18 protein-coding genes and 1 other RNA gene are annotated in these 17,144 nt (G+C 56.2%); 13 read left to right on the plus strand and 6 right to left on the minus strand.

Translation table 11 applies throughout. The features are described 5' to 3' along the window. The first annotated feature begins 151 nt into the window (after positions 1-151). A complete protein-coding gene (locus HZS52_RS02600) occupies positions 152-1,099 on the plus strand; it encodes an HNH endonuclease (protein ID WP_190374094.1) in 948 nt (315 codons plus the stop codon). Positions 1,100-1,174: 75 nt separating this feature from the next. On the opposite strand, the gene dnaJ is transcribed toward HZS52_RS02600, so the two are convergent. The 3 genes from dnaJ to grpE form a co-directional block, all read right to left on the minus strand. Next, positions 1,175-2,317 (minus strand): molecular chaperone DnaJ, encoded by a 1,143-nt coding sequence (gene dnaJ / locus HZS52_RS02605; RefSeq protein WP_022520724.1) that lies wholly within the window; start codon positions 2,315-2,317, stop codon positions 1,175-1,177. Positions 2,318-2,481: 164 nt separating this feature from the next. Then, positions 2,482-4,410 carry a molecular chaperone DnaK gene (dnaK, locus tag HZS52_RS02610; RefSeq protein WP_190374095.1) on the minus strand — a complete coding sequence of 643 codons (1,929 nt, stop codon included), beginning with the start codon at positions 4,408-4,410 and terminating at the stop codon, positions 2,482-2,484. A gap of 158 nt (positions 4,411-4,568) precedes the next feature. After that, positions 4,569-5,210, minus strand: coding sequence for a nucleotide exchange factor GrpE (gene grpE / locus HZS52_RS02615; RefSeq protein WP_027958234.1), 642 nt, complete (start codon positions 5,208-5,210; stop codon positions 4,569-4,571). Positions 5,211-5,420: 210 nt separating this feature from the next. On the opposite strand from grpE, the gene recN reads away from it, so the two are divergent. Next, positions 5,421-7,094, plus strand: coding sequence for a DNA repair protein RecN (gene recN, locus HZS52_RS02620; RefSeq protein ID WP_159175951.1), 1,674 nt, complete (start codon positions 5,421-5,423; stop codon positions 7,092-7,094). Positions 7,095-7,287: 193 nt separating this feature from the next. Here recN and fur read toward each other — a convergent pair whose 3' ends face one another. Then, positions 7,288-7,740 carry a ferric iron uptake transcriptional regulator gene (gene fur / locus HZS52_RS02625; RefSeq protein WP_007111850.1) on the minus strand — a complete coding sequence of 151 codons (453 nt, stop codon included), beginning with the start codon at positions 7,738-7,740 and terminating at the stop codon, positions 7,288-7,290. Positions 7,741-7,812: 72 nt separating this feature from the next. On the opposite strand from fur, the gene bamE reads away from it, so the two are divergent. Beyond that, positions 7,813-8,271, plus strand: a complete 459-nt coding sequence (bamE, locus tag HZS52_RS02630; RefSeq protein ID WP_027958232.1) for an outer membrane protein assembly factor BamE — start codon at positions 7,813-7,815, stop codon at positions 8,269-8,271. Positions 8,272-8,277: 6 nt separating this feature from the next. On the opposite strand, the gene HZS52_RS02635 is transcribed toward bamE, so the two are convergent. Together HZS52_RS02635 and HZS52_RS02640 are read right to left on the minus strand one after the other, a co-directional pair. Next, complete coding sequence (locus HZS52_RS02635; protein WP_133731610.1) at positions 8,278-8,595, minus strand: RnfH family protein; 318 nt, start codon at positions 8,593-8,595, stop codon at positions 8,278-8,280. Next, positions 8,585-9,019: a type II toxin-antitoxin system RatA family toxin gene (locus HZS52_RS02640; RefSeq protein WP_022520728.1), complete on the minus strand. Its 435-nt coding sequence runs from the start codon at positions 9,017-9,019 to the stop codon at positions 8,585-8,587. The genes HZS52_RS02635 and HZS52_RS02640 overlap by 11 nt, the downstream gene beginning before the upstream one ends. Before the next feature lie 125 nt (positions 9,020-9,144). Between HZS52_RS02640 and smpB the strand changes: the two genes are divergently transcribed. The 10 genes from smpB (at position 9,145) to HZS52_RS02690 (ending at position 17,112) form a co-directional block, all read left to right on the plus strand. After that, entirely contained in the window at positions 9,145-9,636 is a 492-nt protein-coding gene (gene smpB, locus HZS52_RS02645) for an SsrA-binding protein SmpB (RefSeq protein ID WP_008958772.1), read from the plus strand. A gap of 45 nt (positions 9,637-9,681) precedes the next feature. Further along, positions 9,682-10,061: a transfer-messenger RNA gene (gene ssrA, locus HZS52_RS02650) on the plus strand. A gap of 165 nt (positions 10,062-10,226) precedes the next feature. Beyond that, positions 10,227-11,453 (plus strand): tyrosine-type recombinase/integrase, encoded by a 1,227-nt coding sequence (locus HZS52_RS02655; protein ID WP_190374096.1) that lies wholly within the window; start codon positions 10,227-10,229, stop codon positions 11,451-11,453. Positions 11,454-11,738: 285 nt separating this feature from the next. Beyond that, complete coding sequence (locus HZS52_RS02660) at positions 11,739-12,389, plus strand: hypothetical protein (protein WP_190374097.1); 651 nt, start codon at positions 11,739-11,741, stop codon at positions 12,387-12,389. A gap of 113 nt (positions 12,390-12,502) precedes the next feature. After that, complete coding sequence (locus HZS52_RS02665; RefSeq protein WP_190374098.1) at positions 12,503-12,727, plus strand: zinc finger protein; 225 nt, start codon at positions 12,503-12,505, stop codon at positions 12,725-12,727. A gap of 278 nt (positions 12,728-13,005) precedes the next feature. Next, positions 13,006-13,200 carry a hypothetical protein gene (locus tag HZS52_RS02670; protein ID WP_190374099.1) on the plus strand — a complete coding sequence of 65 codons (195 nt, stop codon included), beginning with the start codon at positions 13,006-13,008 and terminating at the stop codon, positions 13,198-13,200. Then, positions 13,197-13,478: a hypothetical protein gene (locus tag HZS52_RS02675; protein ID WP_190374100.1), complete on the plus strand. Its 282-nt coding sequence runs from the start codon at positions 13,197-13,199 to the stop codon at positions 13,476-13,478. Before HZS52_RS02670 ends, HZS52_RS02675 begins: the two co-directional genes overlap by 4 nt. A 10-nt stretch (positions 13,479-13,488) precedes the next feature. Next, positions 13,489-14,439, plus strand: a complete 951-nt coding sequence (locus tag HZS52_RS02680) for a toprim domain-containing protein (protein ID WP_190374101.1) — start codon at positions 13,489-13,491, stop codon at positions 14,437-14,439. After that, entirely contained in the window at positions 14,436-16,394 is a 1,959-nt protein-coding gene (locus HZS52_RS02685) for a DUF927 domain-containing protein (protein ID WP_190374102.1), read from the plus strand. Before HZS52_RS02680 ends, HZS52_RS02685 begins: the two co-directional genes overlap by 4 nt. Continuing rightward, a complete protein-coding gene (locus HZS52_RS02690) occupies positions 16,384-17,112 on the plus strand; it encodes a hypothetical protein (protein ID WP_190374103.1) in 729 nt (242 codons plus the stop codon). Before HZS52_RS02685 ends, HZS52_RS02690 begins: the two co-directional genes overlap by 11 nt. Positions 17,113-17,144: the final 32 nt, after the last annotated feature.

Here is a 17,144-nt window from a genome sequence, read left to right on the forward strand (position 1 = left end):
CGTTAAATAGAGAACCAGGATTGCACGAAGCGCCAACTTGCCCTGTTATATAGCCAATAAAGGCCAACCATTTTACATCAGTGAGCACCCCGTTTTACCTGAAAGGCGTGCTAACCTTCGCAGCAACGTTATGCACCGCTAGAGACACAACATGATGGATGAAACACTAAGCTGTCTGAACACTCTAAGAGTTGGCCACAGCCGTGGCCGCTTGGCCCCCAACAAGCCCTGCCTCTTATTGGCGATTATTTGTGAAATCCAGAGCGGACATATAAAAACACCGACTGTAGCTATTGATGACAGACTTATATCGCGCTACTTCGACCTCTATGAGGCCACTACCGGGCAACGTCAGTCAGCCAATCCTCAGCTTCCGCTTTGGCATCTCAAAAGCGATCAAGGCCCGTCCGGCCATCTATGGAAACCACTATTCGCTACAAATATTGCCACCCTTGCACCGCAATTAGGCCAACCAAAATCCATCACTGCCCTAAGGAAGCTTTTCACCGAAGCACTACTGGATCCCGAGCTGTTTAAAATATTTCAGAACAGCCAGAGGGCTCACGACGCCAGCGCACTCCTTGTAACCAAATATCTCTATGATGAGCAATACAGCCAGCAAGACATTCACCGTTACCTGACAAGCGCGTTAGACAGCTTCGAATATGAAAAGCACCCTGAAAAACTGATCGGCAATGTCAGAGAGGAGCGTCAACAGCAGGCCCGCTCTGCTGCCTTTCGCTCCTTGGTTCTTGAAGCCTATGACTACCGGTGCGCGGCAAGTCGTCTCCGCTACATTACGCCCGACTATCGCTACCTTGTTGAAGCTGCCCACCTAGTTCCTTTCTCAGAAAGCCAAGATGATCGCCCAACGAACGGTCTCGCGCTCACACCAAACCTGCATTGGGCGATGGATAACCACCTTATCTCCCCTGGGCCAGACCTCAAATGGCATGTAAGTCCAAGCATTGACCGTTTCGTGGCCGATAACTGCTGGCTTTGGGAATTAGACGGGCAGATGTTAGTACTACCCAGATCGGCACGGTACCAGCCTGATCGCGAGGCGCTAGCTTGGCGCATGGATCACCTGCAGCAATAGATCATCTACAAAAAAACGCCCCAGCACCTAAAAGATGCTGGGGCGTTGATCATGCAGCGAAGCGCGTCGTCGCCGTTACGGCTTCATATCTTCAAAGAAGCTTTTCACGCTGTCGAAGAAGCCGGTTTTCTTCGGCGAGTGGTTGTGGCTATTGCTGTCGTCGAAGCTCTGTTGCAGCTTGCGCAACAGGTCGCGCTGCTCGTCGTTAAGCTTCACCGGTGTTTCCACGACCACTTTGCACAGCAGGTCGCCGGGCATCCCACCGCGCACGGGCTTCACGCCTTTACCGCGCAGGCGGAACAACTTGCCTGTTTGGGTTTCCGGCGGAATCTTCAGCTTCACGCGGCCATCTAGCGTCGGCACTTCAAGCTCGCCACCTAGCGCTGCATCAACAAAGTTGATCGGCACATCACACTGCAGGTGCTTGCCGTCACGCTGGAAGATGTGGTGCGGCTTGATAGCCACCTGCACATACAGATCCCCAGGCGGGCCACCGTTAACACCGCTTTCGCCTTCGCCGTTCAAGCGAATACGGTCGCCGGTATCCACACCGGGCGGAATCTTAACGGACAGCGTGCGTGTCTCACGTACACGGCCTTCACCATTACACTTATGGCACGGCACTTTAATGTGCTGGCCAGAGCCATGACAGGTCGGGCAAGTCTGCTGCACGGCAAAGAAGCCTTGCTGCATACGTACTTGACCGTGACCGTGGCAGGTAGGGCACGTCTCTTTAGAAGAGCCGGGCTCAGCGCCGCCGCCATCACAACGGTCACACTCGATATGCCGCGGCACACGAATATCCACCGTGGTGCCTGAAACGGCGTTTTCCAGATCAAGCTCTAGGTTATAACGCAGGTCGGAACCGCGTGCCGGGGCATTGGGGCCACGGCGGCGACCGCCACCTCCGCCAAAAATATCGCCAAACACATCGCCGAAAATGTCGCTGAAATCTCCAGCGCCAGCACCGCCGAAACCGCCGCCACCTTGGCCATCAACGCCCGCATGGCCGAACTGGTCATAGGCAGCGCGTTTTTCACCGTCGCTAAGCACTTCATACGCTTCGGACACTTCGCGGAATTTTTCCGCGGAGGTGGTATCGTCCGGGTTTCGATCAGGGTGGAATTTTTGCGCCAGACGGCGATAGGCCTTCTTGATCTCTTTCTGATCGGCCCCTTTTTCGACACCCAGGACTTCGTAATAATCGCGTTTGGACATAGGCCCTACGCCTCCTGGTTAGCTACGCACTCAACTGCACATTTAGCTATGTATTCAACTGTATATTTAACTACGTGATACTTAACTACGTGCGTCTTGGCCGCGGAAACAGCAACGCGGGAGTAAGCTCCCGCGTCACCGCTTTCCTTGGCAGAAAGAGGATGTTACTGCTTTTTCTGATCGTCGTTGACTTCTTCGTACTCGGCGTCAACCACGTCTTCTTCCGGCTTGGTGCCCTCGGCACCTTCACCGCCCTCTTGCTGCGCCGCTTCGGCCTGCTCGGCGTACATCTTCTGGGCTAGCTGGCCAGAGGCTTCGGTCAGTGCATCCAGTTTCTTCTGAATGTTATCGACGTCGTCACCTTTAACCGCTTCTTCCAGCTCGCTGATGGCCGTTTCAATCGCCTGCTTCTCGTCGTCAGTCGCTTTGTCGCCAGCTTCTTCCAACGTTTTGCGCGTAGCGTGAATCATACCGTCAGCTTGGTTACGCAGCTGCACCAGCTCTTCGAACTTTTTGTCCTCTTCGGCGTGAGCTTCGGCATCACGTACCATTTGCTCGACTTCTTCCTCGGACAGACCGCTAGACGCCTTGATGACAATCGACTGCTCTTTGCCAGTGGCCTTGTCTTTTGCCGATACGTTCAGAATACCGTTGGCATCCAAGTCGAAGGCGACTTCGATCTGCGGCACACCGCGCGGTGCAGGCGGAATGTCAGCAAGATCAAAACGACCCAGCGACTTATTCTGCGACACTTGCTTACGTTCACCCTGCACGGCGTGAATGGTCACCGCCGTTTGGTTGTCATCCGCCGTCGAGAAGGTTTGTGTCTTCTTGGTCGGGATGGTGGTGTTCTTTTCGATCAGCGGCGTCATCACGCCACCCAGGGTTTCGATACCCAGGGTAAGCGGGGTAACGTCGAGCAGCAGAACGTCTTTAACGTCGCCACCGAGTACGCCGCCCTGAATCGCGGCACCAACGGCAACCGCTTCGTCCGGGTTAACGTCTTTACGTGCTTCTTTGCCGAAGAAGTCAGCGGCTTTCTTCTGCACCATCGGCATACGTGTCTGGCCACCGACCAGGATCACTTCGTCGATTTCAGAGGCAGACAGGCCTGCATCTTTCAGGGCCATTTTGCACGGCTCGAGCGAGCGCTGAACCAGCTCTTCGACCAGCGACTCCAGCTTGGCACGGGTCACCTTAACGTTAAGGTGTTTCGGGCCAGTGTTGTCGGCGGTGATGTAAGGCAGGTTCACATCGGTCTGCTGAGCGCTAGACAGCTCAATTTTGGCTTTTTCGGCAGCTTCTTTCAGACGCTGCATGGCCAGGTTGTCGCCAGACAGATCAATGCCGCTGTCAGACTTGAACTGGTCTACCAGGTAGTTGATCAGCGCCAAGTCAAAGTCTTCGCCGCCCAGGAAGGTGTCACCGTTGGTGGCCAACACTTCAAACTGGGTTTCGCCGTCGACATCGGCAATTTCGATGATCGAGATATCGAAGGTGCCGCCACCCAGGTCGTAGACCGCGATGGTTTTGTCGCCGCGGGATTTGTCCATACCGTAGGCCAGTGCGGCAGCGGTCGGCTCGTTAATAATGCGCTTAACGTCCAGACCGGCAATGCGGCCGGCGTCTTTGGTCGCCTGACGCTGGCTGTCGTTGAAGTAGGCCGGTACGGTAATGACCGCTTCGGTGACTGCTTCGCCCAGGTAGTCTTCGGCAGTCTTCTTCATTTTCTTCAGCACTTCCGCGCTTACCTGCGGCGGTGCCATTTTTTTGCCTTTTACTTCAACCCAAGCGTCACCGTTATCAGCTTCGCTGATTTTGTACGGCACCATCTTGATGTCTTTCTGGACAACGTCGTCTTTAAAGCGACGGCCAATTAGGCGCTTGATGGCGTACAGGGTGTTTTCTGGGTTAGTAACGGCCTGACGTTTAGCCGCCTGACCTACCAGCGTTTCACCATCATCGGTGTAGGCGATGATAGAAGGCGTCGTACGACCGCCTTCGGCGTTTTCGATAACTTTAGCGCTGTCACCATCGAGCACGGCCACACAAGAGTTAGTGGTGCCCAGGTCGATACCAATTATACGTCCCATAGCAATACCTCGAATTCGGTTGTTACAAAACTGAAAATTTAGTTTTTAAAGCTTGTCTGCGGGTTTCCCCGCGGGGTTGCCCTTTATTTGGGGGCCGCCGCTGACATTTCAAGGGCTTTTTTTCACACACTTTTTTCAAACTCTGTGCCGCCAGTGGCTTAATCGGCTTTTTTACTCACTACAACCATCGCTGGGCGCACCAAGCGTCCATTGAGTAAATAACCTTTCTGCATAACGTCCATCACGGTGTTCGGTTCGAGATCCGGGTTAGGCACCATGGTCATGGCTTCGTGCACTTGCGGGTCGAAGGGCTCACCATGGGGTTCAATGCTTTCAACGCCGAACTTGTTGAGTACATCCAGCTGCATTTTCAAGGTCATGGAGACACCTTCACGGTGAACTTCCGATGCACCCTCTTCCATGGTCTCAAGTGCTTTTTCCAGGCTATCCACCACTGGCAGCAGCTCTTTAACGAACTTCTCCAGGGCAAACTTGCGGGCTTTTTCCGCTTCCTGCTCCGCACGACGGCGCACGTTTTGCGCTTCAGCGGCGGCGCGTAGGGCTTGATCCTTGGCTTCGGCCAAGCTCTGCTCTAACTCACCTACTTGGGCTGCCAGCATTTCCGCTTCCGGGTTGTCGACGCTGTCTTCTAGCGCCTCTTCGTCATTGATCAAACCTTCCAGCTCGCCCTCCATCAAGCGCTCTTCAGCAACCTTCTCAGCTGCTTGCTCGGCGCCATCGGCGTCTTGCTCGTGGCGGGCCAGCTCATCGTCCATTGGTGTTTGCGGTTCTTTCGCCATGTTGTGCTCCTAAAAAGTAGAGCGCGGCCACGCGGGCGGCGCGCAAAGAAGTAAGCTTTAAGTCACTAGCTTTGACTGATCATGCACGCTATATGGGGGCCATAAATTCCATCTCAAGAGGTGCATTGAAGTGAGTTATTAACTACTGTATAAATCAACAACTATTGGATAAGTATCCAGCTTCTATGCTGTACCGCCTCAGGAGGCGCCATGCTTACTCAGCTAGCTATTCAAGATTTCGCCATTGTCGATCACTTGGAACTCGACTTGACCGGCGGTATGACCGCGATTACCGGGGAAACCGGCGCGGGCAAATCGATCCTGTTAGGCGCCCTTGGGCTCTGCCTGGGCGAGCGTGCCGACGCCGGAAGCGTGCGTCACGGCCGCGAGCGTACGGATCTCTCCGCACGCTTCGACATTCAGCACCTGCCTGCCGCCGTCGAGTGGCTAACGGCGCGGGAGCTCCCCGCTGAGGAATGCTTGCTGCGCCGAGTGGTCACCGCCAACGGCCGTTCCAAAGCGTGGATTAACGGCCAACCCGCGACTATCTCGGATCTAAAATCCCTCGGCGAACAGCTGATTCAAATTCATGGACAGCATGCTCACCATGCGCTGATGCGCGAAGAGACCCACCTTGCCCTGCTGGACGATTACGCAGGCCTAAACGATGCCACCACTCAATTAGCTGAAACGTTCCGCGAGTGGCGCAGTGCGCGTCGGCAGCTGAAGAAGCTAAGCGAAGAAGGCAGTGAAGTTGAGGCCAAACGGCAGTTGCTGCGTTACCAAGTAGAAGAGCTGGATCAGCTCGGTTTAGCGGAAGGTGAATTAGCCACGTTAGAGGAAGAGCAGCACACCCTGGCTCACGCGGAAGAGACCCTGCGCGAAACCCAGTTTGCCGCCGACTGCTGCGCCAGTGACGAGGGCGGTGCGCTCTCTTTGCTCAACCAAGCGTTCACCCACTTAAGCGCCCTGCCAGGTAGCGACAAAGGCACCCTGGCGAACACGCTTGCCATGCTGAGCGATGCGCGCATTCAAGTGGAAGAGGCCTCCAGCGAGCTTAATCGCCTCGCCAGCACCACCGAATTAGACCCTGAGCGGCTCGCCTGGGTTGAAGAACGAATGACCGACGTACACCGGATTGCCCGCAAGCACCACGTTGCTCCTGATGAGCTATGCGCCCTGCATGCTGACCTACAGCGGGAAGTCGCGCAGTTAGAAGAGGGTGGCAATGACCTGGAGGCACTCAGTGCGCGGGTCGTCGAGCTACGCGAAGACTATCGCCAAGAGGCAAAAAAACTCAGCGAGAGCCGTCAAAAAGCCGCACTTCGCTTGGGTAAAGAGGTGCAGCAGCAACTGGGCTTTTTGGCCATGGGCAAAGCCCGTTTTGAAGTGGAGGTCACCGCTAAAGACGCGCCCTCCCCTGAAGGCCTTGATCGCGTGCAGTTTTTGATTAGCGCCAACCCTGGCCAGCCCGCTCGCCCATTGACCAAAGTCGCCTCCGGCGGTGAATTGTCGCGGATTAGCCTGGCGATTCAAGTGGTCGCGGCGACGCACTCAACGGTTCCCAGCCTGGTGTTTGACGAAGTGGATGTGGGTATCTCGGGGGCCACCGCAGAGATCGTTGGCCAACTACTGCGCAAACTGGGCGAAAACGGCCAGGTCATGACCGTGACCCACCTACCCCAGGTGGCAGCACAGGCGCACCAGCACCTGCATATCGAGAAACAGGCGAAGCGCGATACAACGCTGACCCAGATGGCGCTACTCGACGAACAGGGCCGCATCAGCGAACTGGCGCGCATGCTGGGCGGTGTCACGCTTTCTGACCAAACCCTGGCCCACGCTCGGGAGATGCTGCACGCCAGCCAACGCCCGCCGCACTGATTGAGCGGGCGCCCTGCGCCGTTTCTGTGCATTTCTATAGCGCACAGCTATACAGCACATCTGCACACAGCAAAACAAACGCCCCTGATCCACTTGGCGAATTCAGTTAACCAGGAATTCGGCCAAATGGCTCAGGGGCGCTTATATTTCGAACCGCGATTAACGGTCTGCGACTAACAGCGACCTACGAACACTATTTCTTGTTCGTCGGCCCGCTGTCCTGGCGCGTCACGTCGGAACCGCGCGGACGTACATATAGCACCAGAGCATGATCCACTAGTTCGTAGCCGTGCTCTTCAGCGATTTCTTGCTGACGGCGTTCAATGATTTCATCAACGAACTCAATGATTTCACCGCTTTCTAGGCACACCATGTGGTCATGGTGATCCTCTTGGGTCATCTCGAATACCGCATGGCCTCCGTCGAAATTATGACGAATTACCAAGCCCGCTGACTCGAACTGAGTCAATACGCGGTATACGGTTGCCAAGCCAACATCTTCGCCCGCATCAATCAGTGTTTTGTACACTTCTTCCGCGCTAAGGTGGTGCTGACCCGAAACATTTTCGAGAATTTGAAGTATCTTGACGCGCGGCAGGGTCACTTTTAGACCGGCTTTGCGCAATTCATGGTTCTGATCGGCCATGGTCGCTCTTCGCAGTAACTGGTTAGGTCGGGTATGATCAACCGAAACCACGATAGTGAAGAATAGGCCCAAATGCAAAAATTGACTCAAATCATCACGCTCTCCGTTGCCCTTACTGTCATTAGCGGCTGCAGCTACGTAGGCGTGTACAAGCGCGATATTCCCCAGGGCAACCTGGTCACTCAGGAAATGGTCAGCCAGCTTCAGCCAGGCATGACCCAAGAGCAGGTGACTTACGTAATGGGCAGGCCATTGCTGGAAGCGCCCTTTGACGCCAGCCAGTGGGATTATGTGTTTCGTTTAGATAAAGCGTATGGCGATGTAGAGCAGCGTCGCGTAACGCTCACCTTCGATCCCCAGGGCCGCCTGGTGAACATTGAGCAAGAAGGGGATCTATCCAAAGAGCTACCGCTTGAAGGCGATAGCAGCATGGGGCCTGCAACGGAAGGCGTTGATCCAATGGATGCCCTCCCTACAGAGAGCACCCAGACGCGGCCACCTGAGGGCACACAGCCTGTTCAACAGCCTTAAAAGCGGTTAACGCTTCGGGTCGCTCGCTTGGCGCTTAGCGCGCTCTAGGCGAGCGGCCTTGGGGTCGATCGCCAATGGCCGGTAGACTTCGACCCGATCCCCGTCGCGTAATAGATGGGTATCGGGTTCGCGTAGCGCTTTACCGAAGATGCCCAGCGGCGCCTGAGCAAAGGTTTCGCCGGGCACATCAGGAAAGAGCGTGGGCAAATCGGCTAAGGCAACGGCCTGACGTGCAGTAGTGCCCTCAGGCACGCGCAGAGCCACTATGCGCTGTTTGGACGGCAACGCGAAGGCCACCTCAACCGTAAGCGCTTCAGCGCCCATACAGCTCGTTTGCGCGCTTGGTAAAGGCATCGACTAGCTGGCCAGCGATTTGCTGAAAGAGTTTGCCGAACGCCATACTGAGCAGCCGGTTGGCGAACTCAAACTCCATCTCAAGGCTCACCTTGCAGGCATCCTCCCCCATGGGGATAAACAGCCAGCGACCTTTAAGCCGCTTGAACGGCCCTTTTACCAGCGATAGTTCAATACGCTCGGGCGCAAAAAGTTCGTTGCGCGTGGTGATGGTTTGCTCAACACCGGCGCGACCCAGGGTCATTTCGCCGATCAGATGCACATCATCATGTTCGAGCAAACGCGCCTGGCGGCAGCCTGGCAAAAACTCCGGGTAGCGTTCGAAGTCGTTAACCAGATCGAACATTTTCTGGGGGGTGTGCCGCACTAAGGCGGAACGATTGACGGTTGGCATTGACCTCTCCGCTGACTTCACAGTGCCCAAAGCGTATCATGGGAAACATTTTTCAGACCCTAAATGGTATCACGCCTCCCCAAATAACGAAGGGGAAGCCACTGACAGATTAATTATGAGGTTCCATGGCCACTAAGAAAGGTAACAGTAAGGGCCCCGGTAGCAGCGTTATTGCCCAAAACAAGAAGGCACGGTTTGAGTACCATATCGATGAGACCTTCGAGGCGGGGCTATCGCTCGCTGGCTGGGAAGTGAAGAGCCTGCGCGCCGGTAAGGCTCAGCTCACCGATACCTATATTTTGGTTCGTAACGGCGAAGCGTTTCTGCTGGGTAGTCATATCATGCCGCTGAATACTGCGAGCACACACGAGATTGCTGACCCGACGCGCACCCGCAAACTGCTGCTGCATCGCAAAGAGATCGCCAAAATCTTTTCGATCACCCAGGACAAAGGCCACACCTGTGTGCCCCTCAAGCTTTACTGGAAACGCAATAAAGTGAAGTGCGAGCTGGCGCTAGTGACCGGTAAACAGCTGCATGACAAACGCGCAACAGAAAAAGATCGCGACTGGAGCCGCCAAAAAGGTCGAATTATGCGGGAACATAACAAGGCATAACTGGTCAATCAGGTGTGAGCACGTTAGAATGCTCAACTGAAATAAGGGGGCGACATGGTTTCGACGCCGGTGACAACCCTTGCGGTGCATGCCGAGAGCGTGATGTATCTCGTAAATCCCACATCACGAAAAATAGTCGCAAATGACGAAAACTACGCTCAAGGCGCGCTAGCAGCTTAAACACTGTTAGCTTCTTGTCTGGCCCCAAGGTGATGTGCCTATTCATCGCTGAGGGGATACGAGCTAAAGCTGATAGGATCGCGTTTGGTGGTGTCTTCTCGCCAAGCGCTAAACTTTAGAAGACTCGCGTGGCTGAATCCTGATCGTCGGAGTCAGTTGCGTTAAATCAAATGACGAAATCTAAGCATGTAGAGCCAATAGGCGCGTGCTGGCGGACGCGGGTTCAATTCCCGCCGCCTCCACCACCTACCTAAATTCAGATGCTCCCATATAGGTCTGAATGACGCTAAAAAGCCCGCCCCGTGCGGGTTTTTTTGTGTCTGTATGCTTTCACATATACCCATACAGCATTGCGCACCGTGTATGCCTGTGTGTATGCTTCACGATATGTTGAACCAAAGGCATACAAGATGAAGCGCTCTCAGATCAAACGACGCCCCTTAGCTGATACCGTGCTGGCCACACTGGAACCAGAGACCAAGGTCTACCGGGAACTGGACGGCAATGGCCTTTACTTCAGGGTGAAGCCTAACGGCTCCAAGTCTTGGGAGTTGCGCTACAAGAAGCCAGACGGCAAGTGGTCGTGGATTGGCCTTGGTGGGTACCCAGAAACCAGTGGCAGCCTAGCGCGTGAGAAAGCCGAACAACTTAGGGCAGACGCCGCCAAGGGAGAGAACCCCATTGTCTCCAAGCGGACAAGGGAGGCTGCAACCCTGGAAGCTGCCAACAGCACCTTTGAAGCGCTGGCGCGAGAGTGGCACACCAACAAGCGGCAGAACTGGACAGAAGGCACCGCTACCCGTGTGATTGGCGCACTGCAAAAGCATGTGTTCCCCAAGTTTGGCAAGCGTCCCTTCACTGACATAACGCCCATGGAGTGGCTGGAGTTTCTGCGTAACCTGGAAAAGACCGGGATCATTGAGCAGACCAGTCGCATACGCGCTATCTGCCGGGAAGTTTACGACCTGGCGCTAGTGAGTGGCCGCATCCAGTACAACCCGCTTGAGAGCCTACATAAGCACCTGACCACCCGCCGGGCAACCAACTATTCCCACGTTAGCCAAGACGAACTACCCACCCTGCTACGTGCCATTGGCTCCTACCCTCACGCTGAGGATGTGCGCCTTGGCCTATTCCTACTGTCCCGCTTGGCGGTGCGCCCTTCAGAGCTACGCGAGGCCCGCTGGGAAGAGTTCGACCTGGACAGAGCGCTATGGACGATCCCCGCTGAACGGATGAAGCGCCGCCGGGAGCATACAGTTCCCCTGCCCAAGCAAGCGATTGACGCCCTTCAAAACCTGCATCAACTGACCGGGTACCAACTTCTGCTTTTCCCTGGTCGCAGCAACAAGACAGCACCACGCTCCAACACGGTGTTCATCATGGCACTACGCCGCCTTGGCTATGAGGGACGCCAGACCGGGCACGGCTTCCGACACATCGCTAGCACGATCCTGAATGAGCACGGCTATAACGCTGACCACATCGAGGCCCAGCTATCGCACGTTAAAGACGGTGTAGCAGGCGTCTATAACAAAGCGCAGTACATCGAGCAGCGCCGCGTGATGATGCAGTGGTACGCCGATTACCTGGACAACTTGCAGCGTGGAAATGTGGTGGAGTTTAAACGCGCATGACTACCTTTCTATTTGGTGGTGTCCATGGGGGCCACTTGGCTCAACCATGCGGGTTAAAGCGTGGAAACGGGGTGGCCCCGGCATGGTGTCCGGTGCCCATTGGAGGCTATTTCATGCGGCTAGAGGTGTCGCCCCTGCCAAATCTGACCGAGGTCTCGTAGTGGTATCTAAGCGAGCGTAACAACCGAATTGGCTGGCTAGGGCCGATCACCCGAAAGCGCGGACAACTCCACCGCGTTAGCCAGCCAACCTAATTGGAGTGTAAGCGTTAGGAGTAGCGCGTTTATGGGTCTTTCACCTTGGTCAGTCGCCCCTAAAATGGATTGCTGGGAGGTAGCCTGTATTCTGGCTGGGTATGAACCTAGCGAAGTTGATAGCCTGCTTAAGCATGGCCCTGAGTTGAATTATCAAGTTGCTGATGTTTTCGCCTGGGAGCATCAGATTGTCGAAGCCGTGGGACGCGGCGATCTCAAGGCAGAATCCTTAATGGTCTATCGCTATCCGATTGATGATGAGCACGGCGACCGAACCACCAAGAGGTGGTGTTCGGAACCTGTCGGAGATGTAGGCTTTCTCTTAACAATCTTCAAGCAGCATGAGCTCAAGATGCAACTTCAAAGATTAGAGGTTTATCGCTGGCTAAAGGCTTCGGGTGTTACGGATAACGACATTCCCAAAAACTTGCAATTAATCCCTAAGCTCCAGGATACACCCGAACCATATAACAAGCCGCTTCACGCACGCCGCCGACAAACCTATCTAACATTGATAGAGGCGCTAATGGTGCAAGCGTTGGGTGAAATTCCGGACGAGCCGTACAAAACGGCGGGGAGACTAGAAGTAATTCTTGAAAGTCATGGACTGACACTCAACAAAGAGCCGATAGCCGAGACAATAAGAGAGATACAAAAAGCCCGAGAGGAGCGCGATCCATAATTCCAGATACCGCTACCTGGAAGCAAATGGAACGCCAGCAATTCCATTTAAAACAATCTGCTTAATCATCGCGCCACCATTTGAGCGTCACCCATACATACGGTTGCGCTCAAATGAATATCGAAGCACTCCCCCAAGACCAAAAGCTAATCACCAAGCCGAACCTATGCCGCGCTATGGATATGACACGCAGCGGCATAGACAAGCTACTCAAGAACGATCCCAGTTTTCCCCGCCCGCTGAAGTTTAGCGATAGCCAGCAGGCAACCTGCTACTTCCCCGTGGGTGAAGTGAACACCTGGCTAGAAACCAAGCTGGCCGAGAGAGGTGCTGCATGATGGCCTTGCAACTCTTACCAATGCCGCTGTATGCTTTTTGTGCTGGCGCAAAATCGTCAGCCTGGTTTGGCGACCGGGACAAAACTTGGCGCACTAGCGCCCACCGCGAAACAGGCGCTTTTTTTGCGTCCACTGTTCGCGTTTATGGTGGCTGTGCGTGGGAGACCGCAAGGTCTGCCGGGTTCCAAGTTTCCCGGTTCGCCAACCTGCGTACAGTCACCCCCATTAACTGTTTGGCGACAGTCGGGGATGGCTCCACAAAACTTGGAGACCTACCCATGGCATCACTACGCCTGTCCAACCTCATTACCCGCAATCTTTCCAGCCGTGCCGCTGCCCATCGCGCTATGGCCAAAGCCGCCTTGTTTGCTGATAGCAGCACACGCACCCGCCTTAACCGTTACAACCACCACATAGCCAAAGCTCAACAGTTAGAAACCCGCCTTGCTGAACGTCAGGAGGTCTGCTCATGAGCCAGCCTGCTGATGTGATTACCGTAATGCCAAGCCTGGAAGCCGACGATGCCTATGACGCACTAACGATGGCGGTAGAACATGCCCGTAGCACACTGCGCATGGCTGAAATGACCATAGGCGATGCCAACAGTGATGGCCGGTTGCTAATCGCACCTCGCATCGTAGCGACGACGCTACACGGTGTAGAGACTCATCTGGCCGCGATTGAGGCGTTGGCGTTTTACCTGCATGGGCAGGCATTGGCCCATGAGGGTTCACTACAGCCGGGAGGCTGAGGGGGAAGGCATGACCGCAATCACGACAAAAGAAACCCGGCGTAGTAAGCGCCGGGAGCATGGGAATACCCACAAGTCAGAGTGCCACCAGTATACCAGCATTGAGCAAGCGCTAGGCGATGCACTGGCCGCGTATGGCGTCACCGGGCTGGCGATCCATGCCGATGGTGCCGTTCACCGCTTTGACACCACCGACAAGGCCAAGGGCAACCGTAACGGCTGGTACGTCTGCCCCTCACTGGAAGTAGCGGTTTATGGCTTCTGGCATACCGGGGAACAGCACACCATTACCACTGGCGGTAAGGCTGACCCCACCGCCGCCGCTGTAGCGCGTCTAGCCGCACAGCGGGCACGGGAGCAACGCGACGCAGAACGCCGCGTTCAGCAAGCAAAGACCGCCGAGCAAGCCCGCCGCTGGTGGGTAATGGCTGGCTCTGCCGATCCGTCACACCCTTACCTGACCAAGAAGCGCTTGGCACCCCACGGCCTACGCCAGCGTGACTCAATACTACTGGTACCGCTGTTCTATGACGGCGAGCTGGTCAACATCGAGCGCATTTACCCGGACGGTGCCAAGAAGGCGTTGTTTGGTGGTCGTGCTAAAGGCGTGGCCGGGGTAGTGGGCAAACTGGCTGGCGCTGAGCGCGTCCTGATAGCTGAGGGATGGGCAACCGCCGCGGCCCTTTTTGAGGCAATGGCTCTTCCTGTGGTGGTGGCTCGCAATGCAGACAACCTGGAAGCCGTGGCCCGCCGCCTACGCCGACGTCTACCGGATGACGTAGCGATCACCCTGGCCGCTGATGACGACCGTTTCACTGATGGCAACCCCGGTGCCACCAAGGCACGGCTGGCAGCACTCGCTATTGGGGCCAAGGTGCTGATGCCCACCTTCTGCGCTGACTGCCAGCTCTGTACGGACTTCGCAGACGTGGCCTTATGCCGTAAGGAGTATGGCTTATGAGCTGGCAGCCAGATGACAACCTGGACTTGTTTGGGTTGGATGACAGCAACCAACACGGCCCTGCCCAAAATTACGTGTCCACGGGGGCCATGGGGCCCAACCGTGACAACCACGCGGCTTCCAGCGTGGACACCAAGCGGACAACACCCCCTAGCCCGTGTCCACAAGACAAGGCCACCACCCTTGGCCGTGAGGTGGAACCGGACACCATAGACGCGCTACCTACTGAGATTAGCGAGCCGTTTCGACCCGCGTTTGCCACCTACTTAACTCATACCCGCTATGGGATACCTGGACTTTATTTCCATGGACAGCGGCAGCCGCGAGGCGACAGCGACCCGGAGCCTTATGACGTATGGATATGCGGCCCTTTGGAGTGCAACGCAGCCACACACGACGAGCGCAACGATAACCACGGGCTACTGCTGCGCTTCAAATCTCCTTATGGGGGCTGGCGTGAGTGGGCAATGCCGCTGCACCTGCTGAAGGGCAGCGGTGAGGAAATGCGCGGCGAGCTACTGAACATGGGCCTTCGGATAAACCCCGACGCCTACAAGCTGCTGAACAAATACTTGGCGCAATGCCTGCCTGATGAGCGAGTGATAGCAGCAACCCGCGTTGGATGGCACCAGTTAGAGGGTGGGCGTGTGTTTGTCATGCCCCGGGGCACCTTGGGCAGTGTAGAGCTTTCCCGCCGAGTGACGTTCCAAAGCGAGTACGGCACTCATGACGACTACGCCCAGGCAGGCACATTGGCTAGCTGGCGTGAGTGCATTGGCAGTTTATGCAGTGATAACCCGCTGCTGATCCTGGCGGTTTCCACGGCACTGGCTGGCCCACTGCTGGACATAACACACCGTAAATCAGCCGGTATTCACTTAGTGGGCGATAGCTCCAACGGTAAGACGACCGCGCTAGAAGTCGCGGCCAGCGTATGGGGTGGGCCAGAGTTCATACGCACATGGCGGGCCACGGGTAACGGCTTAGAAGGGGTAGCCGCTGCGCTGAGCGATACCTGCTTAATCCTGGACGAGATAGGCGAGGCCGATGGCCGCGAAATCGGCGCGACCATTTACGCACTTGGCAACGGCACCGGGAAAGCACGCGCTAGCCGCAACGGCACCGCACGACGCCCTCACCGCTGGCGCATTGCGATCTTATCCAGTGGAGAGCGTACCCTGGCCGCCCACATGAGCGAAGCAGGCCAACGCCCTAAAGCGGGCCAAGCCGTGCGCTTGCTCGACATTCCCGCCAAGCGGAAGTATGGCGCGTTCGATAGTCTGCACCACCTCAGCGATGGCCGAGCCTTTGCCGATCATCTAAAGAGCGAAGCTACTCGCCACCACGGCCACCTTGGCCCGGCTTTCATCGAGCGGCTGGTAAAAGAGCACCGAGACTTGGCTGCCATAGTCAGCCAATTCACTGACTCACCAAAGTTCACCACCGACCACCCCTTGCAAGGCCGTGCTGCCAAAGCGCTGGTGCTGATTGGTTTGGCCGGAGAGCTGGCGACCGAGTACGGGCTAACAGGCTGGCACGAGGGTGAAGCGCTGAAAGCAGCTGAGATCGCTTTAAAGGGCTGGCGCACCTTTCAAGGCGGTGTGCAAACCGAGCATGAGCAAATCCTGGTCAGTGTCCGGGCCTTCATTGAACGCCATGGAGACAGCCGCTTTAGCGACTTAGACGGAGATCCCAGGCATACCCACACGGTACACAACCGGGCTGGTTATTGGCGTGACCAACCGGAGGGCCGCGTTTACCTGCTGACAAACGACGCCATGAAAGAAGCGTTGCGCGGGTTCGATACTCGCCGGGGATTGGATGCCCTGGACTCAGCAGGCTGGATAGCAGAGCGCGAAAGCGGCAAGCGTTCTGTGCGTGTACAGATCAACGGTAAGCGTTCGCGGCTATACGCCGTGCGCCCGGATGATGAAGGGGGTGAATATGAGTCTTGAGAGCCTATACCAACAGTATGCAGGCACCAAGGACACCGCCAAATGGACACCGGACACCACACCGTGTCCACCCTGTGTCCACGCTGCAACCCGCATGGTTGAGGCAAGTGGCCCCCATGGCCCCCGTGGACACCACAAAATAGACAAGCAGGATGTTAAGCCTAAACAGGTGCCCGCCACCACGGCAGAGATTGCCTTCATTGTCGGTGGTCTGAAAGCTGCAGGCCGTTCGCTTGGGCTAGTGGAAGCGCTGGCGCGTGAAGCCATGGCCCAGCTAACACGGGAAGCCGCTGCCGAGTTGGCCGTAGTACTGGATGACGTGTTTGAAGTTGCAGCGGATGACGCCACCGCCCGCGCTCATTGCCGCTGTCTGCTGAACGACCCGCAAGCGCTGGAAGCCGTCAAGGCGGTATGGCCTGACCTACCCCCTACCCTGGCAGCTATCCCCCAGGCAATCAAAGCCACGTCCGTGGCCGATCGTACCCCACAATGGCTGCGCCTAATTCGTGAGCACTGCCCGCTGGTGCCTGAAGACGAAAAGATGCTTACCCGTTGCCTAGCGATGCGGCCATCACGGGAAGCCGTGGAAGCTGCCAAGCAGTACGTCATCACCTGGAAGCACGCGGCGAGTATCGAGCCACGACAAGCCGCCCAAAACAATGCAGGCCGACGCGCCGCTAACAAAGAACTACGGGGAAGCAAACGCCATGTTGGATGAAGCCAACCTCCACCCGCCGCTTAAGGAGCCAA

It is taken from the genome of Vreelandella titanicae (genome assembly GCF_014697095.1).
GTDB lineage: Bacteria > Pseudomonadota > Gammaproteobacteria > Pseudomonadales > Halomonadaceae > Vreelandella > Vreelandella titanicae.

What these genes read in the sequence shown, in the direction of transcription:
- HZS52_RS02600 (WP_190374094.1), top strand. Translation starts at nt 152, where the DNA reads ATGATGGATGAAACACTAAGCTGTCTGAACACTCTAAGAGTTGGCCAC.
- bamE (WP_027958232.1), top strand. Translation starts at nt 7,813, where the DNA reads ATGCAAAAATTGACTCAAATCATCACGCTCTCCGTTGCCCTTACTGTC.
- HZS52_RS02680 (WP_190374101.1), top strand. Translation starts at nt 13,489, where the DNA reads ATGACCGCAATCACGACAAAAGAAACCCGGCGTAGTAAGCGCCGGGAG.
- dnaJ (WP_022520724.1), bottom strand. Translation starts at nt 2,317, where the DNA reads ATGTCCAAACGCGATTATTACGAAGTCCTGGGTGTCGAAAAAGGGGCC.
- fur (WP_007111850.1), bottom strand. Translation starts at nt 7,740, where the DNA reads ATGGCCGATCAGAACCATGAATTGCGCAAAGCCGGTCTAAAAGTGACC.
- HZS52_RS02635 (WP_133731610.1), bottom strand. Translation starts at nt 8,595, where the DNA reads ATGGGCGCTGAAGCGCTTACGGTTGAGGTGGCCTTCGCGTTGCCGTCC.
- HZS52_RS02685 (WP_190374102.1), top strand. Translation starts at nt 14,436, where the DNA reads ATGAGCTGGCAGCCAGATGACAACCTGGACTTGTTTGGGTTGGATGAC.
- grpE (WP_027958234.1), bottom strand. Translation starts at nt 5,210, where the DNA reads ATGGCGAAAGAACCGCAAACACCAATGGACGATGAGCTGGCCCGCCAC.
- dnaK (WP_190374095.1), bottom strand. Translation starts at nt 4,410, where the DNA reads ATGGGACGTATAATTGGTATCGACCTGGGCACCACTAACTCTTGTGTG.
- HZS52_RS02655 (WP_190374096.1), top strand. Translation starts at nt 10,227, where the DNA reads ATGAAGCGCTCTCAGATCAAACGACGCCCCTTAGCTGATACCGTGCTG.
- HZS52_RS02640 (WP_022520728.1), bottom strand. Translation starts at nt 9,019, where the DNA reads ATGCCAACCGTCAATCGTTCCGCCTTAGTGCGGCACACCCCCCAGAAA.
- HZS52_RS02665 (WP_190374098.1), top strand. Translation starts at nt 12,503, where the DNA reads ATGAATATCGAAGCACTCCCCCAAGACCAAAAGCTAATCACCAAGCCG.
- smpB (WP_008958772.1), top strand. Translation starts at nt 9,145, where the DNA reads ATGGCCACTAAGAAAGGTAACAGTAAGGGCCCCGGTAGCAGCGTTATT.
- HZS52_RS02675 (WP_190374100.1), top strand. Translation starts at nt 13,197, where the DNA reads ATGAGCCAGCCTGCTGATGTGATTACCGTAATGCCAAGCCTGGAAGCC.
- HZS52_RS02660 (WP_190374097.1), top strand. Translation starts at nt 11,739, where the DNA reads ATGGGTCTTTCACCTTGGTCAGTCGCCCCTAAAATGGATTGCTGGGAG.
- recN (WP_159175951.1), top strand. Translation starts at nt 5,421, where the DNA reads ATGCTTACTCAGCTAGCTATTCAAGATTTCGCCATTGTCGATCACTTG.
- HZS52_RS02670 (WP_190374099.1), top strand. Translation starts at nt 13,006, where the DNA reads ATGGCATCACTACGCCTGTCCAACCTCATTACCCGCAATCTTTCCAGC.
- HZS52_RS02690 (WP_190374103.1), top strand. Translation starts at nt 16,384, where the DNA reads ATGAGTCTTGAGAGCCTATACCAACAGTATGCAGGCACCAAGGACACC.